At 69.3% G+C, this 19,392-nt stretch carries 16 protein-coding genes and 2 tRNA genes; 10 read left to right on the top strand and 8 right to left on the bottom strand.

Annotated elements, in window-relative coordinates:
• Positions 1–70: 70 nt before the first annotated feature.
• From AC4PMY_RS01590 to AC4PMY_RS01575, 4 genes are all read left to right on the top strand, one after another.
• The gene (locus AC4PMY_RS01590) at positions 71–1,033 is read left to right on the top strand and encodes a LysR family transcriptional regulator (RefSeq protein WP_491621852.1); all 963 of its coding nucleotides are present in this window, start codon (positions 71–73) and stop codon (positions 1,031–1,033) included.
• The gene (gene gltX, locus AC4PMY_RS01585) at positions 1,026–2,546 is read left to right on the top strand and encodes a glutamate--tRNA ligase (RefSeq protein WP_064296263.1); all 1,521 of its coding nucleotides are present in this window, start codon (positions 1,026–1,028) and stop codon (positions 2,544–2,546) included. The genes AC4PMY_RS01590 and gltX overlap by 8 nt, the downstream gene beginning before the upstream one ends.
• Positions 2,543–3,463: an NAD(P)/FAD-dependent oxidoreductase gene (locus tag AC4PMY_RS01580; protein ID WP_071260917.1), complete on the top strand. Its 921-nt coding sequence runs from the start codon at positions 2,543–2,545 to the stop codon at positions 3,461–3,463. Before gltX ends, AC4PMY_RS01580 begins: the two co-directional genes overlap by 4 nt.
• A 91-nt stretch (positions 3,464–3,554) precedes the next feature.
• Positions 3,555–3,629 (top strand) — tRNA-Gln (locus tag AC4PMY_RS01575).
• 105 nt (positions 3,630–3,734) lie between these two features.
• Here AC4PMY_RS01575 and AC4PMY_RS01570 read toward each other — a convergent pair.
• From AC4PMY_RS01570 to imuA', 6 genes are all read right to left on the bottom strand, one after another.
• The gene (locus AC4PMY_RS01570) at positions 3,735–4,346 is read right to left on the bottom strand and encodes an arsenate reductase/protein-tyrosine-phosphatase family protein (protein ID WP_491621851.1); all 612 of its coding nucleotides are present in this window, start codon (positions 4,344–4,346) and stop codon (positions 3,735–3,737) included.
• Positions 4,343–5,749: a tyrosine-protein kinase domain-containing protein gene (locus AC4PMY_RS01565; RefSeq protein WP_491621850.1), complete on the bottom strand. Its 1,407-nt coding sequence runs from the start codon at positions 5,747–5,749 to the stop codon at positions 4,343–4,345. The genes AC4PMY_RS01570 and AC4PMY_RS01565 overlap by 4 nt, the downstream gene beginning before the upstream one ends.
• A 107-nt stretch (positions 5,750–5,856) precedes the next feature.
• Positions 5,857–6,333 (bottom strand): DapH/DapD/GlmU-related protein, encoded by a 477-nt coding sequence (locus tag AC4PMY_RS01560; protein ID WP_079002213.1) that lies wholly within the window; start codon positions 6,331–6,333, stop codon positions 5,857–5,859.
• Positions 6,334–6,487: 154 nt separating this feature from the next.
• A complete protein-coding gene (locus tag AC4PMY_RS01555; protein ID WP_491621849.1) occupies positions 6,488–9,910 on the bottom strand; it encodes an error-prone DNA polymerase in 3,423 nt (1,140 codons plus the stop codon).
• A 44-nt stretch (positions 9,911–9,954) separates the two neighbouring features.
• Positions 9,955–11,550, bottom strand: coding sequence for a DNA polymerase Y family protein (locus AC4PMY_RS01550; RefSeq protein ID WP_064296284.1), 1,596 nt, complete (start codon positions 11,548–11,550; stop codon positions 9,955–9,957).
• Positions 11,547–12,284: a DnaE2-dependent mutagenesis accessory factor ImuA' gene (gene imuA', locus AC4PMY_RS01545; protein ID WP_064296285.1), complete on the bottom strand. Its 738-nt coding sequence runs from the start codon at positions 12,282–12,284 to the stop codon at positions 11,547–11,549. Before imuA' ends, AC4PMY_RS01550 begins: the two co-directional genes overlap by 4 nt.
• A gap of 141 nt (positions 12,285–12,425) precedes the next feature.
• On the opposite strand from imuA', the gene AC4PMY_RS01540 reads away from it, so the two are divergent.
• Entirely contained in the window at positions 12,426–13,127 is a 702-nt protein-coding gene (locus AC4PMY_RS01540; protein ID WP_064296286.1) for an SOS response-associated peptidase, read from the top strand.
• A gap of 172 nt (positions 13,128–13,299) precedes the next feature.
• Here the strand turns inward: AC4PMY_RS01540 and AC4PMY_RS01535 are convergent, their stop codons facing one another.
• Positions 13,300–13,503, bottom strand: coding sequence for a cold-shock protein (locus tag AC4PMY_RS01535; RefSeq protein ID WP_056006986.1), 204 nt, complete (start codon positions 13,501–13,503; stop codon positions 13,300–13,302).
• 372 nt (positions 13,504–13,875) lie between these two features.
• Between AC4PMY_RS01535 and AC4PMY_RS01530 the strand changes: the two genes are divergently transcribed.
• Positions 13,876–14,970, top strand: a complete 1,095-nt coding sequence (locus AC4PMY_RS01530; RefSeq protein WP_064296287.1) for a fatty acid desaturase family protein — start codon at positions 13,876–13,878, stop codon at positions 14,968–14,970.
• 10 nt (positions 14,971–14,980) lie between these two features.
• On the opposite strand, the gene AC4PMY_RS01525 is transcribed toward AC4PMY_RS01530, so the two are convergent.
• Complete coding sequence (locus tag AC4PMY_RS01525) at positions 14,981–15,619, bottom strand: MBL fold metallo-hydrolase (protein ID WP_491621848.1); 639 nt, start codon at positions 15,617–15,619, stop codon at positions 14,981–14,983.
• Between the two features lie 83 nt (positions 15,620–15,702).
• Between AC4PMY_RS01525 and AC4PMY_RS01520 the strand changes: the two genes are divergently transcribed.
• The 4 genes from AC4PMY_RS01520 to AC4PMY_RS01505 all read left to right on the top strand — a co-directional run bounded on the left by AC4PMY_RS01520 (position 15,703) and on the right by AC4PMY_RS01505 (position 18,929).
• A complete protein-coding gene (locus AC4PMY_RS01520) occupies positions 15,703–16,605 on the top strand; it encodes a diacylglycerol/lipid kinase family protein (protein ID WP_491621847.1) in 903 nt (300 codons plus the stop codon).
• A 108-nt stretch (positions 16,606–16,713) separates the two neighbouring features.
• A tRNA-Glu gene (locus AC4PMY_RS01515) sits at positions 16,714–16,786 on the top strand.
• A 164-nt stretch (positions 16,787–16,950) separates the two neighbouring features.
• On the top strand, positions 16,951–18,006 hold the full coding sequence (locus AC4PMY_RS01510; RefSeq protein WP_064296290.1) for a trypsin-like serine peptidase: 1,056 nt from the start codon (positions 16,951–16,953) through the stop codon (positions 18,004–18,006).
• The gene (locus tag AC4PMY_RS01505) at positions 18,003–18,929 is read left to right on the top strand and encodes a hypothetical protein (protein ID WP_064296291.1); all 927 of its coding nucleotides are present in this window, start codon (positions 18,003–18,005) and stop codon (positions 18,927–18,929) included. Before AC4PMY_RS01510 ends, AC4PMY_RS01505 begins: the two co-directional genes overlap by 4 nt.
• Positions 18,930–19,392: the final 463 nt, after the last annotated feature.

Genomic DNA, 19,392 nt, shown 5'->3' with positions numbered 1-19,392 from the left:
CTTCGCCCGGCATCCATGCGACAAGGACTGGCTCTCGATGAGAACTATAACCGTGGATTATGCTTCGAGGGTGTCCACCCTCTCACCGCATCCCTCGTCATCGACCCTCGACGCCGCTTCCCTCCTCGTCGTCGGCGCCATCGCCTCGACCGGGTCGATCACGGCCGCCGCGCACGCGCTCGGCTCGAGCCAACCCGCGGTGAGCCAGCATCTCCGCCGGCTCGAGCGGCGGCTCGGCATGCCGGTCGTCGAGCGCGTCGGTCGGGGCGTCCGCCTCACCGAGGCCGGTGCGATCCTCGCCGGACACGCGGTGGCGGTGGACCGAGCGGTGCGCGCGGCGTCCGAGGAGGTCGCGGCACTCGCGGGGTTGCGGAGGGGGCGGGTGCGCCTCGTCGCCTTCCCTTCTGCGTCGTCGATGCTCGTACCGCAGCTCCTCGCTCGCCTGGCCGACGAGCATCCGGGGATCGGGGTCTCCTTCGTCGAGGCCGAACCGCCGGAGGCCGTCGCCGCGGTCCGTGCCGGTGAAGCCGACGTCGCGATCACCTTCAGCTACCCGGACGACCCGGACGACCCGCATCGGGAGAGCGCGGCCGGGCTCCGGGTGCGCCGGTTCGGAACCGACCCGATGCGTCTCGTGCTCCCGGTCGGCCACGCTCGAGCCGGTGACCGACAGGTCGACCTCGCGGCGCTCGCCGGTGAGCGCTGGATCGCGGGTTGTCCGCGCTGCCGAGGTCATCTCCTCGGCCTCTGCCGGTCGAGCGGCTTCGAGCCCGTCATCGCGCACGAGACCGACAATGCGATCGCGGTCACCGCCCTGGTGGCGGCCGGGCTCGGCGTCGCCCTGCTACCAACGCTCGCGCTCGCGGCCGCGCAGCTGCCGACCGAGGTGGTCATGCTGCCGACGCGCAACGACGACGACCGGGCGCTCCACCTCGTCAGCGCCGAGCACGCGGACCGCATCCCCGCCGTCGCTGCACTCCTGCGGATCGCCGCGTCCCTGGGCGGCGCGACTAAGATGACAGGCGATGTCTGACACGATTACGCACCCCTTCTCCACGGCTTCCGGCACCGACGTCCGCGTCCGGTTCTGCCCGTCGCCGACCGGCACGCCGCACGTCGGTCTCGTCCGCACGGCGCTGTTCAACTGGGCGTACGCCCGGCACACGGGGGGCAAGCTCGTCTTCCGGATCGAGGACACCGATGCCGCTCGCGACAGCGAGGAGAGCTACGAGCAGCTCGTCGACGCGCTCACGTGGCTGCGGCTCGACTGGGACGAGGGCGTCGGCGTCGGCGGACCACACGCGCCGTACCGGCAGTCCGAGCGGAGCGACATCTACGCCGACGTGATCGCGCGGCTGACGGCTGCCGGGCACCTCTACGAGAGCTTCTCGAACGCCGACGAGATCGACGCCCGCAACGAGGCGGCCGGCCGGCCGAAGCAGTTCGGGTACGACAACTTCGACCGCGACCTCACCGACGAGCAGCGCGCAGCGTTCCGAGCCGAGGGCCGCGAACCGGCGCTCCGTCTCCGGGTCCCGGACGACGACCTCAGCTTCGACGATCTCGTGCGCGGCGAGATCACCTTCCCCGCCGGGTCGTTCACGGACTTCGTCCTCGTGCGCCCGAACGGCAAGCCGCTCTACACGCTCGTGAACCCCGTCGACGACGCCATCATGCAGATCACCCACGTCCTCCGCGGCGAGGATCTGCTGCCGTCGACGCCGCGACAGATCGCGCTGTACCACGCGCTCATCGACATCGGTCTCACGACCTTCGTCCCACGGTTCGGTCACCTGCCGTACGTCATGGGTGAGGGCAACAAGAAGCTCTCCAAGCGCGACCCGGAGGCGAACCTCTTCCACCACCGCGACCGCGGCTTCGTGCCGGAAGGGCTCATCAACTACCTCGCGCTGCTCGGATGGTCGCTGAGCGGCGACCGCGACGTCTTCTCCATCGACGAGATGATCGCCGCGTTCGACGTCGTCGACGTCAACCCGAACCCGGCGCGCTTCGACCTCAAGAAGGCGGAGTCGATCAACGGCGACCACATCCGACTGCTGGAGCCGGCCGACTTCCTCGGCCGCATCACGCCGTACCTCGTCGAGGCCGGTGTGGTGAGCGAGCCCGTCACCGAGGCGCAGCAGGCCGTGCTCGAGCAGGCCGCCCCGCTCGTCCAGGAGCGCATCGCGCTGCTCGGCGAGGTCCCCGCGCTCCTCGGCTTCCTGTTCCGCGGTGCCGCGGAGCTCGAGTACCAGGAGGACGCGCTCAAGGGTCTTCCGGCGAACGCCGGCGAGGTGCTCGCCGCGTCCATCGGTGCCCTCGAGCTCGTCCCCGAGTCGGAGTGGGCGGCCGGTTCGATCCAGGACGCGCTCGCCGGCGCGCTCATCGAGGGCCTCGGATTGAAGCCCCGTATCGCCTACGGCCCGCTGCGTGTCGCCGCGTCCGGGCGTCGGATCTCCCCGCCGCTCTTCGAGTCGCTCGAGATCCTCGGGAAGACGGAATCGATCACGCGACTCGATCGGCTCTCCGCGCACCTCGCGTCATGAGCGACTCGTACGACGTCGTCGTCGTCGGCGCGGGACCCGCGGGGCTCTCGGCCGCGCTGAACCTGGCGCGCGCGCGTCGGCGCATCCTCGTGCTCGACGGCAATCGCCCACGGCACGCTGCGACGCTGCGCTCGCACGGCTTCCTCACCCGCGACGGCATCGCTCCGCTGGATCTCCGGCGAATGGGGCGCGAGGAGGTCGCGGCGTACGCGAACGCGGAGGTCCAGTTCGCGTCCGTGCAGTCGATCGAGCCGACTGCTGACGGCTTCCACGTCGTCGCCCAGGGGGTCCGCGGCGAGCCGGATCGCGACGTCGTGACCCGGACGGTCGTCGTCGCGAGTGGTCTCACGGAGACGTTGCCGAAGGTCACGAACCTGCGGGCCTTCTACGGAACGGATCTGCACAGCTGCGTCGAGTGCGACGGGTACGAGAAGGCCGACGCGCCGCTCGCGCTCATCGGCGAGACGGCGGACCTCGCGGAATGGGCGATCCTCGTCGCACAGTGGTCGTCGGACCTCATCGTCTTCACGAACGGGACCGACACCGTGACCGGCCCGGAGGAGGCCGCGCTCGCCTCCGCGGGCATCCGGGTCGAGCGCGGTGTGATCGCGGAGCTCGAGGGCGGTCGCGACGGCTTCACCGGTGTCCGCCTCGGCGACGGTGTGCTCATCCCACGCTCCGGCGGCTTCGTGCGGCCGCAGTGGGCCGTGCCCCTCGGATATCTGGAACGGCTCGCCCTCGATCGCGACACCGACGGGTACGTCGTGGTCGACGCCTGGGGTCGCACGTCCGTGCCGGGTGTGTACGCCGCCGGCGACATCACGCCTCCCGGTCCGCAGCAGCTCATCGTGGCGGCCGGGAACGGCGCTCGGGTATCCCGCGCACTCAACCGGGACCTCGCGGGCGTCCCCAGCTGAGGGACCCGCGACGCGCCCGGGACGCTTCGATTTGAGACGGCCGCCTCCGTAGGCTAGTGTTGTTCTTCGGTCGGGGCTTCGGTTCTGACAGTGGGGTATGGTGTAATTGGCAACACGACTGATTCTGGTTCAGTTGTTCTTGGTTCGAGTCCAGGTACCCCAGCCAGACAGCAACATCACGACGAAGGCTCGCGATCATCGCGGGCCTTCTTCGTTTCCGGCGTGATCAGCCCATCCGTTGGCCGGTGGACGCAGAGGCACGCCAACGTCCTCACCGCGGTCCGGAATCCTCTTGGACGGCAGTGCGCTCGAACGCGATGATGCGCTCGACGGCCGGGATGATCTGCGAGGCCATCCGACGGAAGACCTCTGGTCCCTGGCCGAACGGGTCGACGACGTCGTCCTGCGCCGGATCCGGGAGTCGTGCGCCCGTCCGGTTGGCCGCCAGTTCGGGGCCAAGACGCTTCCAGCGCCCTGCTCGCGAACGGGGGAGCCGTCCCGACTCGACGGTGTCGAGGAGTCGGGCGAACTCACGCAGGGAGAAGGTTCGACGCAGCGCCTCCGGGCACAGTCTGAGGACGGCGCCGCGATGCTCCCGCGTCATGGTCAGGACGACGTCCTGTCGAGTGACGAGGCCCGCGGTGAGCTGCGTCGCGGCGAAGCCGGCTGCCGTCGCGGCGAGTGGACCGAGCAGCGCCGCGCTCGAAGCGTCGATCGGGTGTCCACGCAGCGCGCCGGTCCCGGCGCTCCGCACCTCGAAGCCGCACGCCTCGACCTCCGCCAGCCCGCTCGTGAGCAGGACCTCGGCATACGGGGATCGACAGATGTTGCCGCTACAGACGATCAGGATCCGGGTCGGAGACGGATCGAGCGGGGTGTTCATACCGTGGTCCGCCCTGGTCGACGCGTCGGGTCGGTCCGGTGGTAGTACGCGTAGGACGACGTCTGCTCTCCCCGAGCCACCTCGACACGGTTGAGCACGACTCCGAGGAGCTTGGCCTGGACGAAGCTGAGGTTCTCGAGTGACTGCCGGAGCTGGTCGCGGTGCAGTCGCCCGTCGGCTGACGCCACGAGCAGGACGCCGCTCGCAAGGGTCGACAGCGCTGTCGGGTCCGAGACGTTGATGAGTGGGGGCGTGTCGATGATCACCACGTCGTACGTGCGTTCCATCTCCGAGAGCGCGCGCTCCATCGCCGCTGATCCGAGGAGTTCGCTCGGATTCGGCGGCAGTTCGCCGGAGGTGAGGACGGCGAGACGTCCCGCCCCGTCGACCGCTTGCGCCGCATCGCCGAGGCTGATCCTGCCGGTGAGCACGGTCGTGAGCCCGACCGCGTCCTCGAGACCGAACATCTCGTGCTGGCGGGGTCGGCGCAGATCCGCATCGACGAGGAGGACGGAGTTCCCCGCCTCCGCGAGGACGAGCGCGAGGTTCGCCGAGGTGGTGCTCTTCCCCTCGCCCGGGACCGAGGACGTGACCATCACACTGCGGAGTCCGCCGTCGATGGAGGCGAACTGGAGGTGCGTCCGAAGCTGCCGGAAGCTCTCGGCGCGACGGCTGTAGCTCTCCGTCGATCCGAGGATGAGTTGGGCCGTGTCGGCGGGTTCCGTGTGGAAGGCGCCGAGGATGCTCGTGTCCGTGAGCTTCTCGATCGCCGCGCGTCCGCGGAGACGGGTGTCGAGGACCTCGATGAGCAGTGTGATCCCGACGCCCAGGGCGAGGCCGATGAGGACACCCACCGTGAGGTTCTGCAGCGCGTTGGGTGCGACAGGGGATCGGGGTGGAGACGCTTGTTCGACGATCGTCAGCCCGACCGGGGTCGGATCGCCCGGTGCACCGGCGGCGTCCACCTCGTTGGCGCTCTCGACGTCGTCGACGAGGTCGACGAGCACCTGGGCTGCGGTGTTCGCGATGCGGGCTGCCGCGACCGGATCGCTGTCGACGGCGGAGATGTCGATCAGGACCGACTGTGCAGGATTGGACGCTGAGATCGTCCCGACGAGCGACGCGGGGTCGAGGTCGAGGCGCTCCGCCACCGTGGACCGCACGGTCGAACCGGTGGCGAGGATCACATACGAGGCGACGCGGCTCTGGGCGAACGCGTTGCCCTGATTGAGATCGCCCACGGAGTCGCCGCCGGTGACGGCGACGAACAGCTGGCCCGTCGACTGGTACACGGGCTGGGTGATGAGGGTGTACCCGTGGGCGAGCGCCGCTGCTCCTGCGGTGATCGCGACGATGAGCAGCCAGCGATGGCGGAGGATGCGCAGGTAGTCCTTCAGGTCCATCCTGATATGTTAGTCGTCTGGCATGTGCCTCTCGCGCAGCGGAGACGACGCAGGGCCCGGACTCACGAGTCCGGGCCCTGCGTGGCGGTGGTGGGGCGGTCTGCCGGTCAGGCGGCTTTCCCGAACCGGTCGGTGCCGTTCGCACGAGGTCGGCGCGGGGCGCGGTTCGTCTGACGGACCGTCGGTTCGGTCATGACCGGTCGTTCGCTGCCGACCACGGTGCGGTCTGCGACCCTGGCGTCCCGATCGACGCTCGCGCCGTGGGCGACCTGGACGTCGGCGCCGAGACGGGCGTCGCTTCCGACTCTTGCTCCGCGTCCGATGACACAGCGCTCCCCGATGTGGACGTTCGCGCCGATGAAGGCGCCTTCGCCGATCACCGCGGACCGGTCGATCCAGGTTCCGGCACCGATCCAGGCGTTGGCACGGATGTCCGCGTCAGCCTCCACGAAGGTGGTGCGTTCGATGAACGCCGACGGATCGATCAGTGCACGAGCTGCGACCATGCCCTTGCCGTTCGGGTGGTGACGGTACCGTTCCACCTCGCCGGTCCGGCCTTCGATCTCTTCGTACACTCTCGCCATGGGTGACCCCCTTCTGGTCTACTCAACACTGGGGACAACGCCGGGTGGCTCCCGGTCATTCCTTCCCGGGGCCTGCCTGGGAATCCCATGAGTCTCGTGCTGTGCTGTAGAGGGTGTTCGGAGGAGGAGGCCGCCGCGGTTTGGTCGTGACCGGTCATTGGAAGTCGCGCGAACGGGTGTTCGCCCCGATCCGGAGCGCTTCCAACCGATCCGCCACCAGATTGACGATGCCTTCCGGTGATCGCTCCAGCATGCCGCGGACCACCATCGCCGGGGCTTCCCTGGCCACGCGGCGATACCGGTTCCAGACGCCGACACTGCAGATCACGTTGACGAGTCCCGCTTCGTCCTCGAGGTTCATGAAGGTGATGCCGCTCGCCGTCGCCGGCCGTTGTCGATGCGTCACGACACCCCCGACCTCCACGCGACGATCCGTCTGCGCCGTCAGGAGTTCGTCGGACCGCAGCGCACCTCGTCGTGTGAGTTCGGCACGGACGTGGCGGATGGGGTGGTCATCGGTCGACATCCCGGTCGACCAGATGTCGGAGATGAGTTGTTCGGCGGCCGTCGGAACCGGGAGCAACGGCGGCTGCACGGTCGTGAACGTCCCCTCGAGCTGGTCGGGACGATGCCGACTGGCCTGCGCTGCGCCCCACATCGCCTCACGACGGGTGAGGCCGAATCCGTCGAAGGCGCCCGCCGCCGACAGCGACTCCAACTGCGAGGAGCTCAGGCCGATCCGCCTGGCCAGGTCGGCCTGGCTGGTGAACAGCCCTCCGGACTCCCGTTCGGCGACGATCCGCTTCGCGAGCTCCTCACCGATCCCCTGGACGGAGGAGAGACCCAGCCGGACGGCGAGTGCGCCGTCGCGCCGGTGTCCTGCCGAATCGTCGGGAAGGAGCGGATCGAAGAGCCCGGTCGGCCCCTGCTCGTGTTCGAGGCAGCGCGTGCGCCCGCCGGGAGCGACCGGGGCGCCTGGGGCGGCCTCCGGGTCGAGCGCTTCGAGGCCGGCCTGTGCGCCGGAGCGATGCAGATCGGGACGCAGGACGGAGACGCCGTGTCGGCGGGCGTCGGCGACGAGGGTCATCGGCGAGTAGAACCCCATGGGCTGCGCCCGGAGCAGGGCCGCGAGGAAGGCCCCCGGGTAGTGCAGGCGCAGCCAGGCGCTCACGTAGACGAGGAGGGCGAAGCTCAGGGAGTGGCTCTCGGCGAAGCCGAAGTTGGCGAAGGCCTGGATCTTGGCGTACACGGCATCGGCGTCCGCACCGACGATGCCGTTGCCGGCCATGCCGAGGTACAGCGTGTCCTTGAGGCTCTCGATCTTCTCCTCGCCACGCTTCGATCCCATCGCCCGGCGCAGGAGGTCCGCATCCTCAGCCGAGCACCCACCGACGGCCATCGCCATCTGCATGAGCTGCTCCTGGAACAACGGCACGCCGAGCGTGCGTTCGAGGACCGGTTCGAGGCTCGGGTGGAGGTAGGTGATGGGCTCCTGGCCGGTCTTCCGGCGCAGGTAGGGGTGTACCGCGCCGCCCTGGATGGGCCCCGGGCGGATCATGGCGACCTCGATGACGAGATCGTAGAACCGGCGGGGGAGCAGACGCGGCAGCATGCCCATCTGCGCGCGGCTCTCCACCTGGAAGACCCCGATGGTGTCGGCCCGGCAGAGCTGGTCGTAGACCCCTGCTTCGTCCTTCGGGATGGTCTCGAGGGTCCAGCGCTCTCCGGTGTGCTCGGCCACGAGGTCGAAGCAGTACTGGATGGCCGAGAGCATGCCGAGACCCAGGAGGTCGAACTTGACCAGACCCATCCAGGCGCAGTCGTCCTTGTCCCACTGGAGGACCGTGCGACCGTCCATGCGCCCGTGCTCGATCGGGCAGACCTCGCCGACCGGGCGATCGGTCAGGACCATGCCACCCGAGTGGATGCCCAGGTGCCGGGGCAGGGCGAGCATCTGCTGCGCGAGGCCGACGACGCGCTCGGGGATGTCGTGGTCGGTGCTCGACATGACCCCGCCCCAACGCTCGACCTGTTTCGACCAGGCGTCCTGCTGACCGGGGCTGTACCCGAGCGCCTTGGCGGTGTCGCGGACGGCGAACTTCGGCCGATAGCTGATGATGTTCGCGACCTGAGCGGCGTTGCGGCGTCCGTAGGTCTCGTAGACGTACTGGATGGCCTCCTCGCGCCGGTCCGAGTCGAAGTCGACGTCGATGTCGGGCTCCTCCTCCCGCATACTGGAGAGGAACCGTTCGAACGGCAGCTCGTAGAAGATCGAGTCGACCGCGGTGATCCCGAGCAGGTAGCAGACGGCCGAGTTCGCGGCGGAACCGCGTCCCTGGCAGAGGATGCCACGGCCGCGGGCGAAACTGACGATGTCGTGCACGATCAGGAAGTACCCGGGGAAGTCCTTCTGCTCGATGACCTCGAGTTCCCGTTCGATGCGTCGGAGGTGTTCGGGAGTGGCGTCGGGGTATTTGACGGGGACGGCTTCGAGCACCAGATGCCGGAGCCAGCTCATGGGCGTATGGCCCTCCGGGACGCGCTGTCGCGGGAGCTTCGGGCGGACCGCCCGCAGGCTGAAGGCGAGTTCATCCGCCAGCTCGACGCTCCGTGCCACCGCTCCGGGGTATCTTGCGAACCGGTCCGCCATCTCGGCTCCGCTCCGCAGGTGCGCGGTTCCGGCCGCGGGAAGCCATCCGTCGAGTTCGTCGAGGCTGCGTCGTGCTCGGACGGCCGCCAGCGCGGTCTGGAGTCTATGCTGCTCGGGCGTGGCGTAATGGACGTTGCCGGTCGCGACGACGGTGAGGTCGAGCAACGCCGCGATCTCGGCGAGTGCATCGTTCTCCGCCGAGTCCTCCGGGTGGCCGTGGTCGCTCAACTCGACGACGACGTGCTCCGGACCGAACAGGGCGACGAGTCGGTCGACCGCGGCGGCGGCGGCCTCCGGACCGTGCTCACGGAGCGCGGTGCGGACGAACCCCTTACGGCACCCGGTGAGCACGGTCACGTGGCCGGCGACGGAGGCGGCGAGCCGCTCGAGGTCGTAGATCGGGTGGCCCTTCTCGGCTCCGTCGGCGAGTTGTGCGTCCGTGATCGCGCCGGCCAGGCGGTGATACCCCTCTGCTCGACGGGCGAGCAGGAGCAGATGATGCCCGACGGGGTCGGGGACGCCGTTCTGCGGCCGGTCCAGGCCGATGGACAGTTCGGCACCGTAGACCGTCCGGAGGTCGGGGAACCGTTCCGCCGCCTCGGCCATCCGGACGACACCGTAGAAACCGTCGTGGTCGGTGAGCGCGAGCGCGTGCAGGCCGAGTGCCGCAGCCTCTTCGACGAGCCGCTCCGGCGGGCTCGCGCCGTCGAGGAAGCTGAAGCTCGAGTGCGCGTGGAGTTCCGCATAGGGGACCCGCGTCGTCGACGGGCGCTGCTCCGGTGGTTCGGGGACGTACGGTTGACGCTTCCGCGACCAGGCCGGGCTGTCCCCACCGTCGGCTCCCAGCGGCAGGGTGGCCGGACGGCTCGCGTCGGACAGACGGCGCTCGAACTCCGACCATGAGACCGGGGGGTTGTTCCATCCCATGCTGGGCTCCTTCGTCATGCGGTGTGGTGCGGACGCGATGCGGTTCAGTCGTAGCGGGCCTCGGCCCTCCAGTGCTGCTCCTCCAACAGGAGCAGCCAGGCGTCACCCGCATCGTCGAGGACCTGGAGACGGTGGACGCGATGGTGGCCGTCGTCGTCCCACCAGCGTTCGTCGATGCTCCAGGGGCCGGCCCAACCGTGGATGACGTGCCAGTCCGAGAGGGCGAAGAACCGTGCTGGTGCTGCACTCACGGTGCTGCGCTCGTCGACGGCCACAGTCTGACCCGTCGCGTCGACGACCTCGACCGGCACGGCGGTGTCGAAGACGGTCGACGGAGCCGCTCCCGGGATGGTCCCGGGCCACGGCCGGTTCCGACGTTCGGCCACGGCCGCCTCACCACCCGGCGGAACGCTGCCCCAGGGGACGAGGATGCGGCGGTCGAGGAGGAGGCGGCCGCCGGACGGCACCGCGGTCACGACGCCGTCGTGGCCGAGCATGCTCTGGACACGGGCGAGTCCGCTGTGGATGCGTTCGTCCGGTCCGCTGCCCCAGAGTCCTTCCTCGTGTTCCGCGGCGTCGTCGAGGGTCTCCGGGACGACCTCGACGAGTTCGACGGGGGAGGCGAGTCCGTGATCGATGTCGGACGCGCCCTGCAACTGCCAGCGCACGCGATCGAGGACGTCGCCGGCGGTGAACCAGCGTGGGTGGAGCCAGGTGCGGGTGGAGCGCTCCCCGCGCTCGCTCCGCATGCTGATCGTGATCGCGGTGGTCACGAGGCCGGCCTCCGCCAGGCCGGTGATGAACCGTTCCGCGGACTGCCGGAACCCGAAGGTCAGCTGGTCGATGCGGTCGAGCGGGGGCTCGAAGGCGATCGACACGGCCAGCTCGGTGGGTGGCACGCGGGGGACGACGCTTCGGGCGTCCGCGCCGGCTGCGAGGCGGTGCGCTCGGGCGCCGTCGGGGCCGAAGCGGTCGCGGACCTCGGTCGCGGGCAGTGCGCCGAACGCCCCCAGGGTGCTGATCCCGAGCCGGTGCAGCAGTGAGCTGAGTTCGGGGCGCCCGAGGGTGGACAGGGGGAGTGGGGCCAGGAAGGCGGGAGAGGCCCCGGAGGGGATGGCGATGATCCGGGAACCGTCCTGCTGGAACGCGGTGGACCTCGCGGCCTGCTCCGCGGCGAAGGGGCCGTCGGCGATGCCGATCCGTGCATCGGGGACACCGAGTTCGTCGAGGCGGGCCAGGAGGACCTCTGCCGCAGCCGACTCGCCGCCGTAGTATCTGCTCGGTCCTCGGGATCGGATGGCGCAGAGCCCGGCCCGGAAGGGCTGGACGCCCGGCATGAGCTCCTCGATGCCGAGGAGGACCGGCTCGAAGGCGCGGGTGTCGACGACCGGGTCGTAGTCGGCGGTCGCCAGTTCCGGACAGCGGGCCTCGGCCTCGCGGACACGGAGTCCACGCCGCACTCCTGCTCGACGTGCGCTGGCGTCGCAGGCCAGGACCTCACCATGCTCCACCAGGGCCAGCGGAGCGTCGGCCGTGTCCTCGGACAGCGTTCCAGAGAGTCGTGCCGCCACGATCGGCCAGTCGGGACACCAGAGGACCATGGTGCGCTCGACCTGTCCCGCAGGCGGTTCGGTCGTCATCGGTTCACGACCATCGGGAGCCGGACGACCGTGTCGTCGTCGAGGAGGCCGGAGCCGGCGAGCGGCGCGGTGCGACCCTCGGTCGATCCCAGGGGCAGCGTCAGGTGCGCGGTCCTGGGCCGGCCCGAAGCCCCTTGGCCGAGCATCGAGCTGACGGTGAGTCGCCGATGCCGGAGATGTCCGTGCCCCGCCCCGAGGCCGCTCCAGGAGCTCTCGGTCACGCGCAACGTCGCATCGCTCTGCGGCCAGGAACCGAGGACGATCAGTGCGGCCTCGCGCTGCCGGAGGCGAGCCGCGAGTCTGGCGGCGTCGCTCGGGGCGATCCGTCCGGGAGGCGCTGTGATGAGCACGCCGGCGACGTCGGCCATGGCCGCGGTGACCGTGAGCCAGTCCGGACCGGGCTGGGGGACGAGGACGAGTCGTTCGAGGTCGATGCCCATGGAGGCCGCCGCCTCCACGCCGAACGACGGGAGACCGATGACGGCGCACCAGGTCCCGGCTGCTGACGGCCCGGCCATGAGCGACATGGCGAGCGCCGTGGAGCCGAGCACGGAGTAGCTGCCTCCGGCCTGGAGGGCGCCACCGGGCAGGAGCCGGGAGAGCTCAGGAGCGGTCGGCAGGGATCGGGTGTCGAGGCGCGTCCCCTGCATCCGCTTGATGCGCCCCTGGAGTTCGTGCAGCTCGGTCGCGGTGTCCGCCCTGACGGGGGAGTCGACGAGTGCGCGGAGGGCCATGGCTCAATATTCGAACATATCTTCGAACAAGTCAACCGGCTCGATCCGGTCACGACGACGACTGATGGATGACTCGACCATGGTCCGGCATCCCACCGACACGCGGTCCGCGGTGTCAGCGGCGCCCGGTACGCTGGGCCCATGTGCGGACGTTTCGTCGTGACCGAATCCACCGAGGAGCTCATCGAGCTCTTCGACATCGACCACGCGGCTGCCGAGCTGCCCGGGCCCTCGTACAACGTGCGCCCGACCGAGCAGATCCCGATCATCCTCGACTCGGTGAAGACGGGGCCGGCGGTCCGCCGGCTCGAATCGGCGCGGTGGTCACTCGTGCCGTCGTTCGCCACCGAGCTGAAGAGTCAGTACCCGACCTTCAACGCTCGCGCGGAGGAGGTCACCACCAAGCCCACGTTCGCGCCATCGGTCAAACAGAAGCGCGCATTGGTCCCCGCCGCCGGGTACTACGAGTGGCACACCGAGGGCGCGACGAAGACCCCGTACTACGTGCAGACCGCTGGTGGTGAACCGATCGTCTTCGCGGCCCTCTACTCGTGGTGGCGCGACCGCTCGCGACCGGACGACGACCCGCGGCGTTGGGTGCTGAGCGCGACCATCCTCACGCGGCCGGCGGTCGGTCCCTTGCAGGAGCTGCACCCACGGACGCCCGTGACGCTGCCTCCGGAATGCTGGGACGCCTGGCTTGACCCGCACCACGAGGCCGACCAGGACGAGGTCGACGAGATGGTGTCCGCAGCGACCGACGTCGCCGAGCAGCTCGTCTTCCACCGGGTGGCGCCGTTGCAGGGCGATGGACCGGAGCTCATCCTCCCCGTCCAGGAGTAGCCGCAGGAGAGTCGGCCGGATGCACGGAACGGAATCGCCCCGGAGACACGAAATCTACCCCGGACACACAGAACCGCCCCTGACGCGAACGTCAGGGGCGGTTCCCGGTGTCTCAGACGCGAGGGCTGGAATGACCTGCCGCTCGGATCGTCAGCTCCGACTGATCAGAGAATCAGAGGGGGCGGATGTTCTCGGCCTGCAGGCCCTTGGGGCCCTGGTTGGTCTCGAACTCGACCTTCTGGTTCTCCTCGAGCGAGCGGTAGCCGCTCGTCGCGATGGCGGAGAAGTGTGCGAAGACGTCGGCGCTGCCGTCGTCAGGAGTGATGAATCCGAAGCCCTTTTCGGCGTTGAACCACTTCACAGTTCCAGTTGACATGTATTTCCTCTTTCATGAGTGACCGTTCCCGACTTTCGGGCCCGTTCGTCGCGGTGTTCTTTGCTCGCTCCTCAGAAAAGCAGCGTATCCATCGGTGGAAACGCGGCTTGAAATACCTGCGCAACACAACAACTTCGATCCACGTTAGCCCATCTCGGCTCGAAACGGCAGCCGATCATGTAACGGATTGGCCAATTCCGCATCTTTTTCCGACATTCGTCGTGATGCCTGGGTATCTCCAGCGGATCTCGCGGTGTGCGGTGATTCCCCAGCCGTCGACCGTAGGCTGAGGCCATCTGCAGAGCTCATGCTCGCCCGAGCGTCCGCTCACCATCCCGGCTGGGAAGTCGACACGATTCCTCCGGAGTGCCCATGTCAACTGAAGCCATCCTCGGCCCGGTTCGTGCCACGAGCCCCCGCAAGCGCGGCGCTGCGAACATCACCAGCTCCTACTCGTCGCTGTTGAAGACGGTTCGCGAAGCAGGACTCCTCCGCCGCCACCGCACGTTCTACATCCTCACGTTCTCGTTCCTCGTGATCGCGCTCCTCGGCTGCGTCACCGGCTTCGTCCTGCTCCGCGAGTCGTGGTTCCAGTTGCTCATCGCCGGCGCGCTCGGCATCATCCTCACCCAGTTCGCCTTCCTCGCCCACGAGGCATCGCACCGTCAGGTCTTCGATTCGGGCCGGGCGAACGACCGCGCCGGTCGCTTCCTCGCGGCGGGCATCGTCGGCATCAGCTACTCGTGGTGGATGACGAAGCACACGCGCCACCACGCGAACCCGAACCAGGTCACCAAGGACCCCGACATCGAGATCGACACGATCTCCTTCATCGAGGAGGACGCGGCGAAGGCCAAGGGCCTGCAGGCGCTGATCACCCGGAAGCAGGGCTACCTCTTCTTCCCCCTCCTCATGCTGGAGGGCATCAACCTCCACGCGCTGTCCTTCAAGACCCTCTTCGGTCCGGGCAAGGTCGACGGCCGCGCCGCCGAGATCAGCATGATCGTCGCCCGCGTCGGTCTGTACCTGGCCGCGATCTTCCTCTTCCTGCCCGTCGGCATGGCGTTCGCGTTCCTCGGCGTCCAGCTCGCGGTCTTCGGCGTCTACATGGGTGCGTCCTTCGCGCCGAACCACAAGGGCATGCCGATCATCCCGGCCGACATGAAGCTCGACTTCCTCCGCAAGCAGGTGCTGACCTCGCGCAACGTCCGCGGCTTCGGCATGGCCACCTTCATGGGCGGCCTGAACTACCAGATCGAGCACCACCTGTTCCCGAGCATGCCTCGTCCGGCTCTGGCCCGTGCTCGCGTCATCGTTCGAGAGCACTGCGAGACCCAGCAGGTGCCGTACACGGAGACGACCCTGCTGCAGTCCTACGCCATCGTCATCGAGTACCTCAACCGGGTCGGACTCTCAGCCCGCGACCCGTTCGACTGCCCGGCGGCGGCGAACTTCCGCCGCCGGTAGTCGTCCGGTCTCAGACCTCGAGCGTGTCGAGCGGGGCGAGCGGGTAGTAGGTCCCGCCGCCCTGTTCGGTCGCCCACTGCAGGCGGTCGTGCGACATGCTCTGTCCCGGCCCTGAGAGCACCATCTCGTGCGTCCCGAACGCGCGCTTCGGGGCGACGGCGGTGACGAAGTCCATGCCCTCGGAGATCTTCATCCACGGTGCACCGGCCGGCGCGGCCAGGACGTCGACGTCGACGCCCTCGGGGACGGCGAAGGAATCGCCGGGGTAGTACACGAGGTCGTTGATGAGGACGCCGACGTTGTCGATCACCGGGATCGACGAATGGATGACCGCGTGGGTCCCGCCGAAGAACCGGAGCGTGAACGGCCCCGCTTCGACCACGTCTCCCGGGGCGACGACGGTGATGTCGTACCCGTCCGCGGCGGCGGCGACACCGGCCGGTCCGTAGAGGACCGCCTCCGGGCTCGCGGCGAGGATGCGGTCGAGGTGCTCCGCGGTCCAGTGGTCGGGGTGCAGGTGCGTGATCAGGACCGCCGCGGTGTGCTCCACATCGGCGATCGGGGACGTGAACGCGCCCGGGTCGACGATCAGCTTGGCGCCGTCCGTCTCGAGGAGGAATGCTGCATGTTCGAACTTCGTGAGTCTCATAGGACGAGTGAATACCGTGGGAGCGCCGGGGGCAACCCGGTCATCCGGGTATCCGGCCGCCGTGGGCCTGTCAGAATCGGCAGGTGACCACGCAGCCCCGACGCATCGGCGTCGCCATCAACCCGACCGCGTCGTTCGGCTCGACCCGAGCCGTCGGCCCGATGGTGCTCGACGCCCTCGAGCAAGCCGGGCACCGCGCCGTCCGCCTGCAGGAGCAGACCGTCGGGCAGCTCCGGAGCGCGGTGCAGACTGCCATCGAGGCTGGGTTGGACGCGCTCGTCGTCGTCGGTGGCGACGGCATGGTGAGTCTGGCCGTCGAGGCGGTGCGTGACTCGGGCCTGCCGTTCGGCGTGGTCCCGTCCGGCACGGGCAACGACATCGCCAGGGGACTCGGGATCCCGCTGGGGGATCCCGCAGCCGCGATCGCGTCCCTGCTCCGTGCGCTCGAGGGTGGGCCGCGCGTGATCGACGCCGGCACGGTGACGGACGGCGAGCGGACGACCTGGTTCGTCGGTGCGGTGTCCGCAGGGTTCGACGCCCTCGTCAACGAACGGGCGAACCGCATGCGACGGCCGCGCGGTCGCAGTCGGTACACGATCGCGATCCTCCGAGAGCTCCTGGCCCTGCGACCCCGCCGGTACGAGCTGACCGTGGACGGGACGCCGGAGACGGTCGACGCCGTCCTCCTCGCCGTGGCGAACAACACCTCGATCGGTGGTGGCATGCTCATCGCGCCGCAGGCGGACCTCGCCGACGGCCGATTCGACCTGTTCGTCGTCGCACCCGTGTCCCGGTTCCGGTTCCTCCGGCTGTTCCCCAAGGTCTTCTCGGGTGCCCACACCGGCCTCGACATCGTGCGCCTGTCGCGGGTCCGTTCCGTCTCGATCGCCGCGGACGGCATCACGGCCTATGCCGACGGGGAGCGCATCGGTCCGCTGCCGGTCACGATCGACGTGGTCCCCGGAGCCCTCCGCGTGCTCGCCTGAGCCTGTTCACCCGACCGCGAGCACCGCGCGACACGCCCGTCGGATGCCGCTGGTGGCCTCGATTTGTACGGCTCGAAATCGTATGGCATACTCATATCCGTTGCTTACGGCCCCATCGTTTAGCGGCCTAGGACACCGCCCTCTCACGGCGGCAGCACGGGTTCAAATCCCGTTGGGGTCACAACACCGAACGAAGCCTCGCTCTCCTGAGTCATCAGGAAGCGGGGCTTCGTTCATTCGGCGGCTCGAGCCTGCCCCGGGATGTCCACGCAGGCCCTCCAGGATGCGCGGATGGCAGGGCCCGCACCGATCTCGCCGAGCGCCGCTGCGTGCTAGCTTGGCCGGGTGACCGTGAAGCAGAAGCGCCGCGCTCCGGCGACAGCCGCAGTCCTGATCCTCGCCGCGCTGCTGACGGGGTGTTCCATCCCGGTGACGGGGGAGGCCGTGGCCGGCGGTGCGGGCCCGGTCGTCGACGTGGCCGGCGGCACCGACGACACCCTGCGCAAGGACTTCGACGCGAGCCCCCAGGAGGTCAACGACTACTGGACCGACGACAAGTTCGGCGGAGCGACGGCTCCGGATCTGAAGCCGGGCGAGGACACGCTCACGGGCGACCAGGCCACCGGCGTGGTCGTGCACCCGAGTACCGGGGTCGGTCCCGACGTCGACGTCAAGGCCATCACCCCGACAGCAGCCGGCGACCCCTACCCGGCGACCGGCTTGGCGGCGGCGACGCAGGGACGTCTGTACTTCTCCATCGGCGGTGCCACGTACGTCTGTTCCGCGAGCGTCGTCAACGCCCCGACCATGGACCTCGTCCTGACGGCGGGCCACTGCGTCTGGGACACGTACGGCAAACAGCTCGCCGAGAACATCATCTTCATCCCGGCCGACGCGGCCAACGGCCAGACCCAGCCCTATGGGCAGTGGGCCGGGGTCAGCACCTACGTCCCCGACGAGTTCACGAGTGAGGCGACCTCGGACGCCAGCGGTGCGACGAGCGGCAACGGCTGGGCCTACGACTTCGCCTTCATCCGGCTCGCCCCGAACGCTGCAGGCCAGAAGATCCAGGAGGTGACCGGCGGTCAGGGCATCTCGTTCGGTACGCCGCCCGAGGGCATCACGGTGATCGGGTATCCGTCCGCCGCACCGTTCGACGGTCAGTCGCAGCGCTACTGCGCGAGCCAGGCCGCCACCAAGGGCTATGCCGGCTACCGGGTCGACTGCCTCATGACCCCGGGTTGCTCGGGCGGGGGCTGGCTCACCCGCCTGGATCCCGCCACCGGCGCCGGGTACGTCACCTCGGTCACTTCACGCGGCGACGGTTCCTGGCTCGAGGGCCCCGTCCTCGGACAGCGGGCGCTCACCCTGTACAACGATGCTCTGGCGGAGGGGTCATGACCGCCAGCGCGAGTATGACGCGACGCCGGCGGCGGATCGGCGTCCTGGCTCTGGCCGGGACCGCCGCGCTCGCCTTGAGCGCGTGCACGACGCCCGGATCGGCGTTCCCCGACGCCGCCGCCCAGCAGAGCTATATGCAGGATCTCGCCGAGGCGAGGTTGGAGTTGCTGTCAGCCCAGATCGGCCAGGCGCCGGACGTGATCGGGTCGGCATACGTCCACGCCGTCTCGGGAGACCTCGAGTCGCACGAGAACGACTCGGTCGTGCTCTTCGGCGACCCGACCGCGTCGTTCAGCCAGGACAAGGGCTCGGCCGACGGCGACACCGTCGACATCTATCACCAGGCGGGAGTCGACTACGACCTCCTGCTGCTCGGCGGTGAACTCAAGGAGCTCGCGCCCACGGAGTGGGTGGCCGTCCAGACGCAGTACGTGGCTGACGAGGACGCCGAGGGTTCGCTCGGGCCGGCCTGCGTCTACCCCGGTATCTCCATCGCGTGCGACATCTACAGCGCGGTCGAAACCACTCGCAGCTCGGGGGACGGCGCGCTCAGCAGCGTCGTCGTCTCGATGCGCAACGACGGCTCCTCGCAGATCTCGACGAGCGCGAGCCTCGAGAGCGTGCTGGCCGTCGGGACGCTCTTCGACCTCCCGGACGACCTCGTCTCGTCGTTCAGCGAGGACGACCTCGCGACGCTCCTCCCGGTGACGATCTTCCAGAACGCCGAGGGCGGCCTCGTGAAGATGGAGTTGAGCGGGACGGTCGAGAGCGAGACCAAGCTGCAACTGCAGGCCGGCTTCGAGGTGTCGGGTACGTCGACGCTCGAAGACCTGCCGACCGCACCATCAGGATTCGACGTGACGGTGATCCCGGCGGCCGATCAGGCCGCGTTCTGGGATCGGATCGAGGAGTTGAGGAAATGACCGACGACCAGAAACCCGAGGACCTCGGAAAGCCTCCGGTCGGCGGCCCCCTGCGCCCCGACCAGCAGCCGCCGGGATTCCCCGACCCGAACGCACCCCGCCTGGAGTTCGGACCGGGAAGCCCGCAGCTTCAGACGCCGCCGCAGAACGGTGCACCGCAGAACGGTGCGCCGCAGGGTCAGAACAGACCACCGCAGGGCGTCCCGTCGCAGAACGGCCCGTCTCAGGCGTCCGCGCCTGGTCAGACCGGTGGAGGGCCCCGTCCGCAGGGAGGCGCCCCAGGGCAGCAGTCCAACGGTCCAGCGCCGCAGCCGCCCACCCAGCCTGGAGCGCCGTTCGCCGGCGCGCCCGGTGGGCAGCCGTGGGTGCAGCAGCAGCGGCCCTCGAACGCAGGCCCGAACCAGCAGCCGCAGCAGCACGGGCGGCCAGGCGGTCCGGACGGGTTCCGGCCCTGGACATCGAC

It is taken from the genome of Plantibacter sp. MDV22-iso1 (assembly GCF_058408345.1).
The sequence above is the reverse complement of the archived record's forward strand: the minus strand, read 5'-3'. Positions and strand labels throughout refer to the sequence as shown.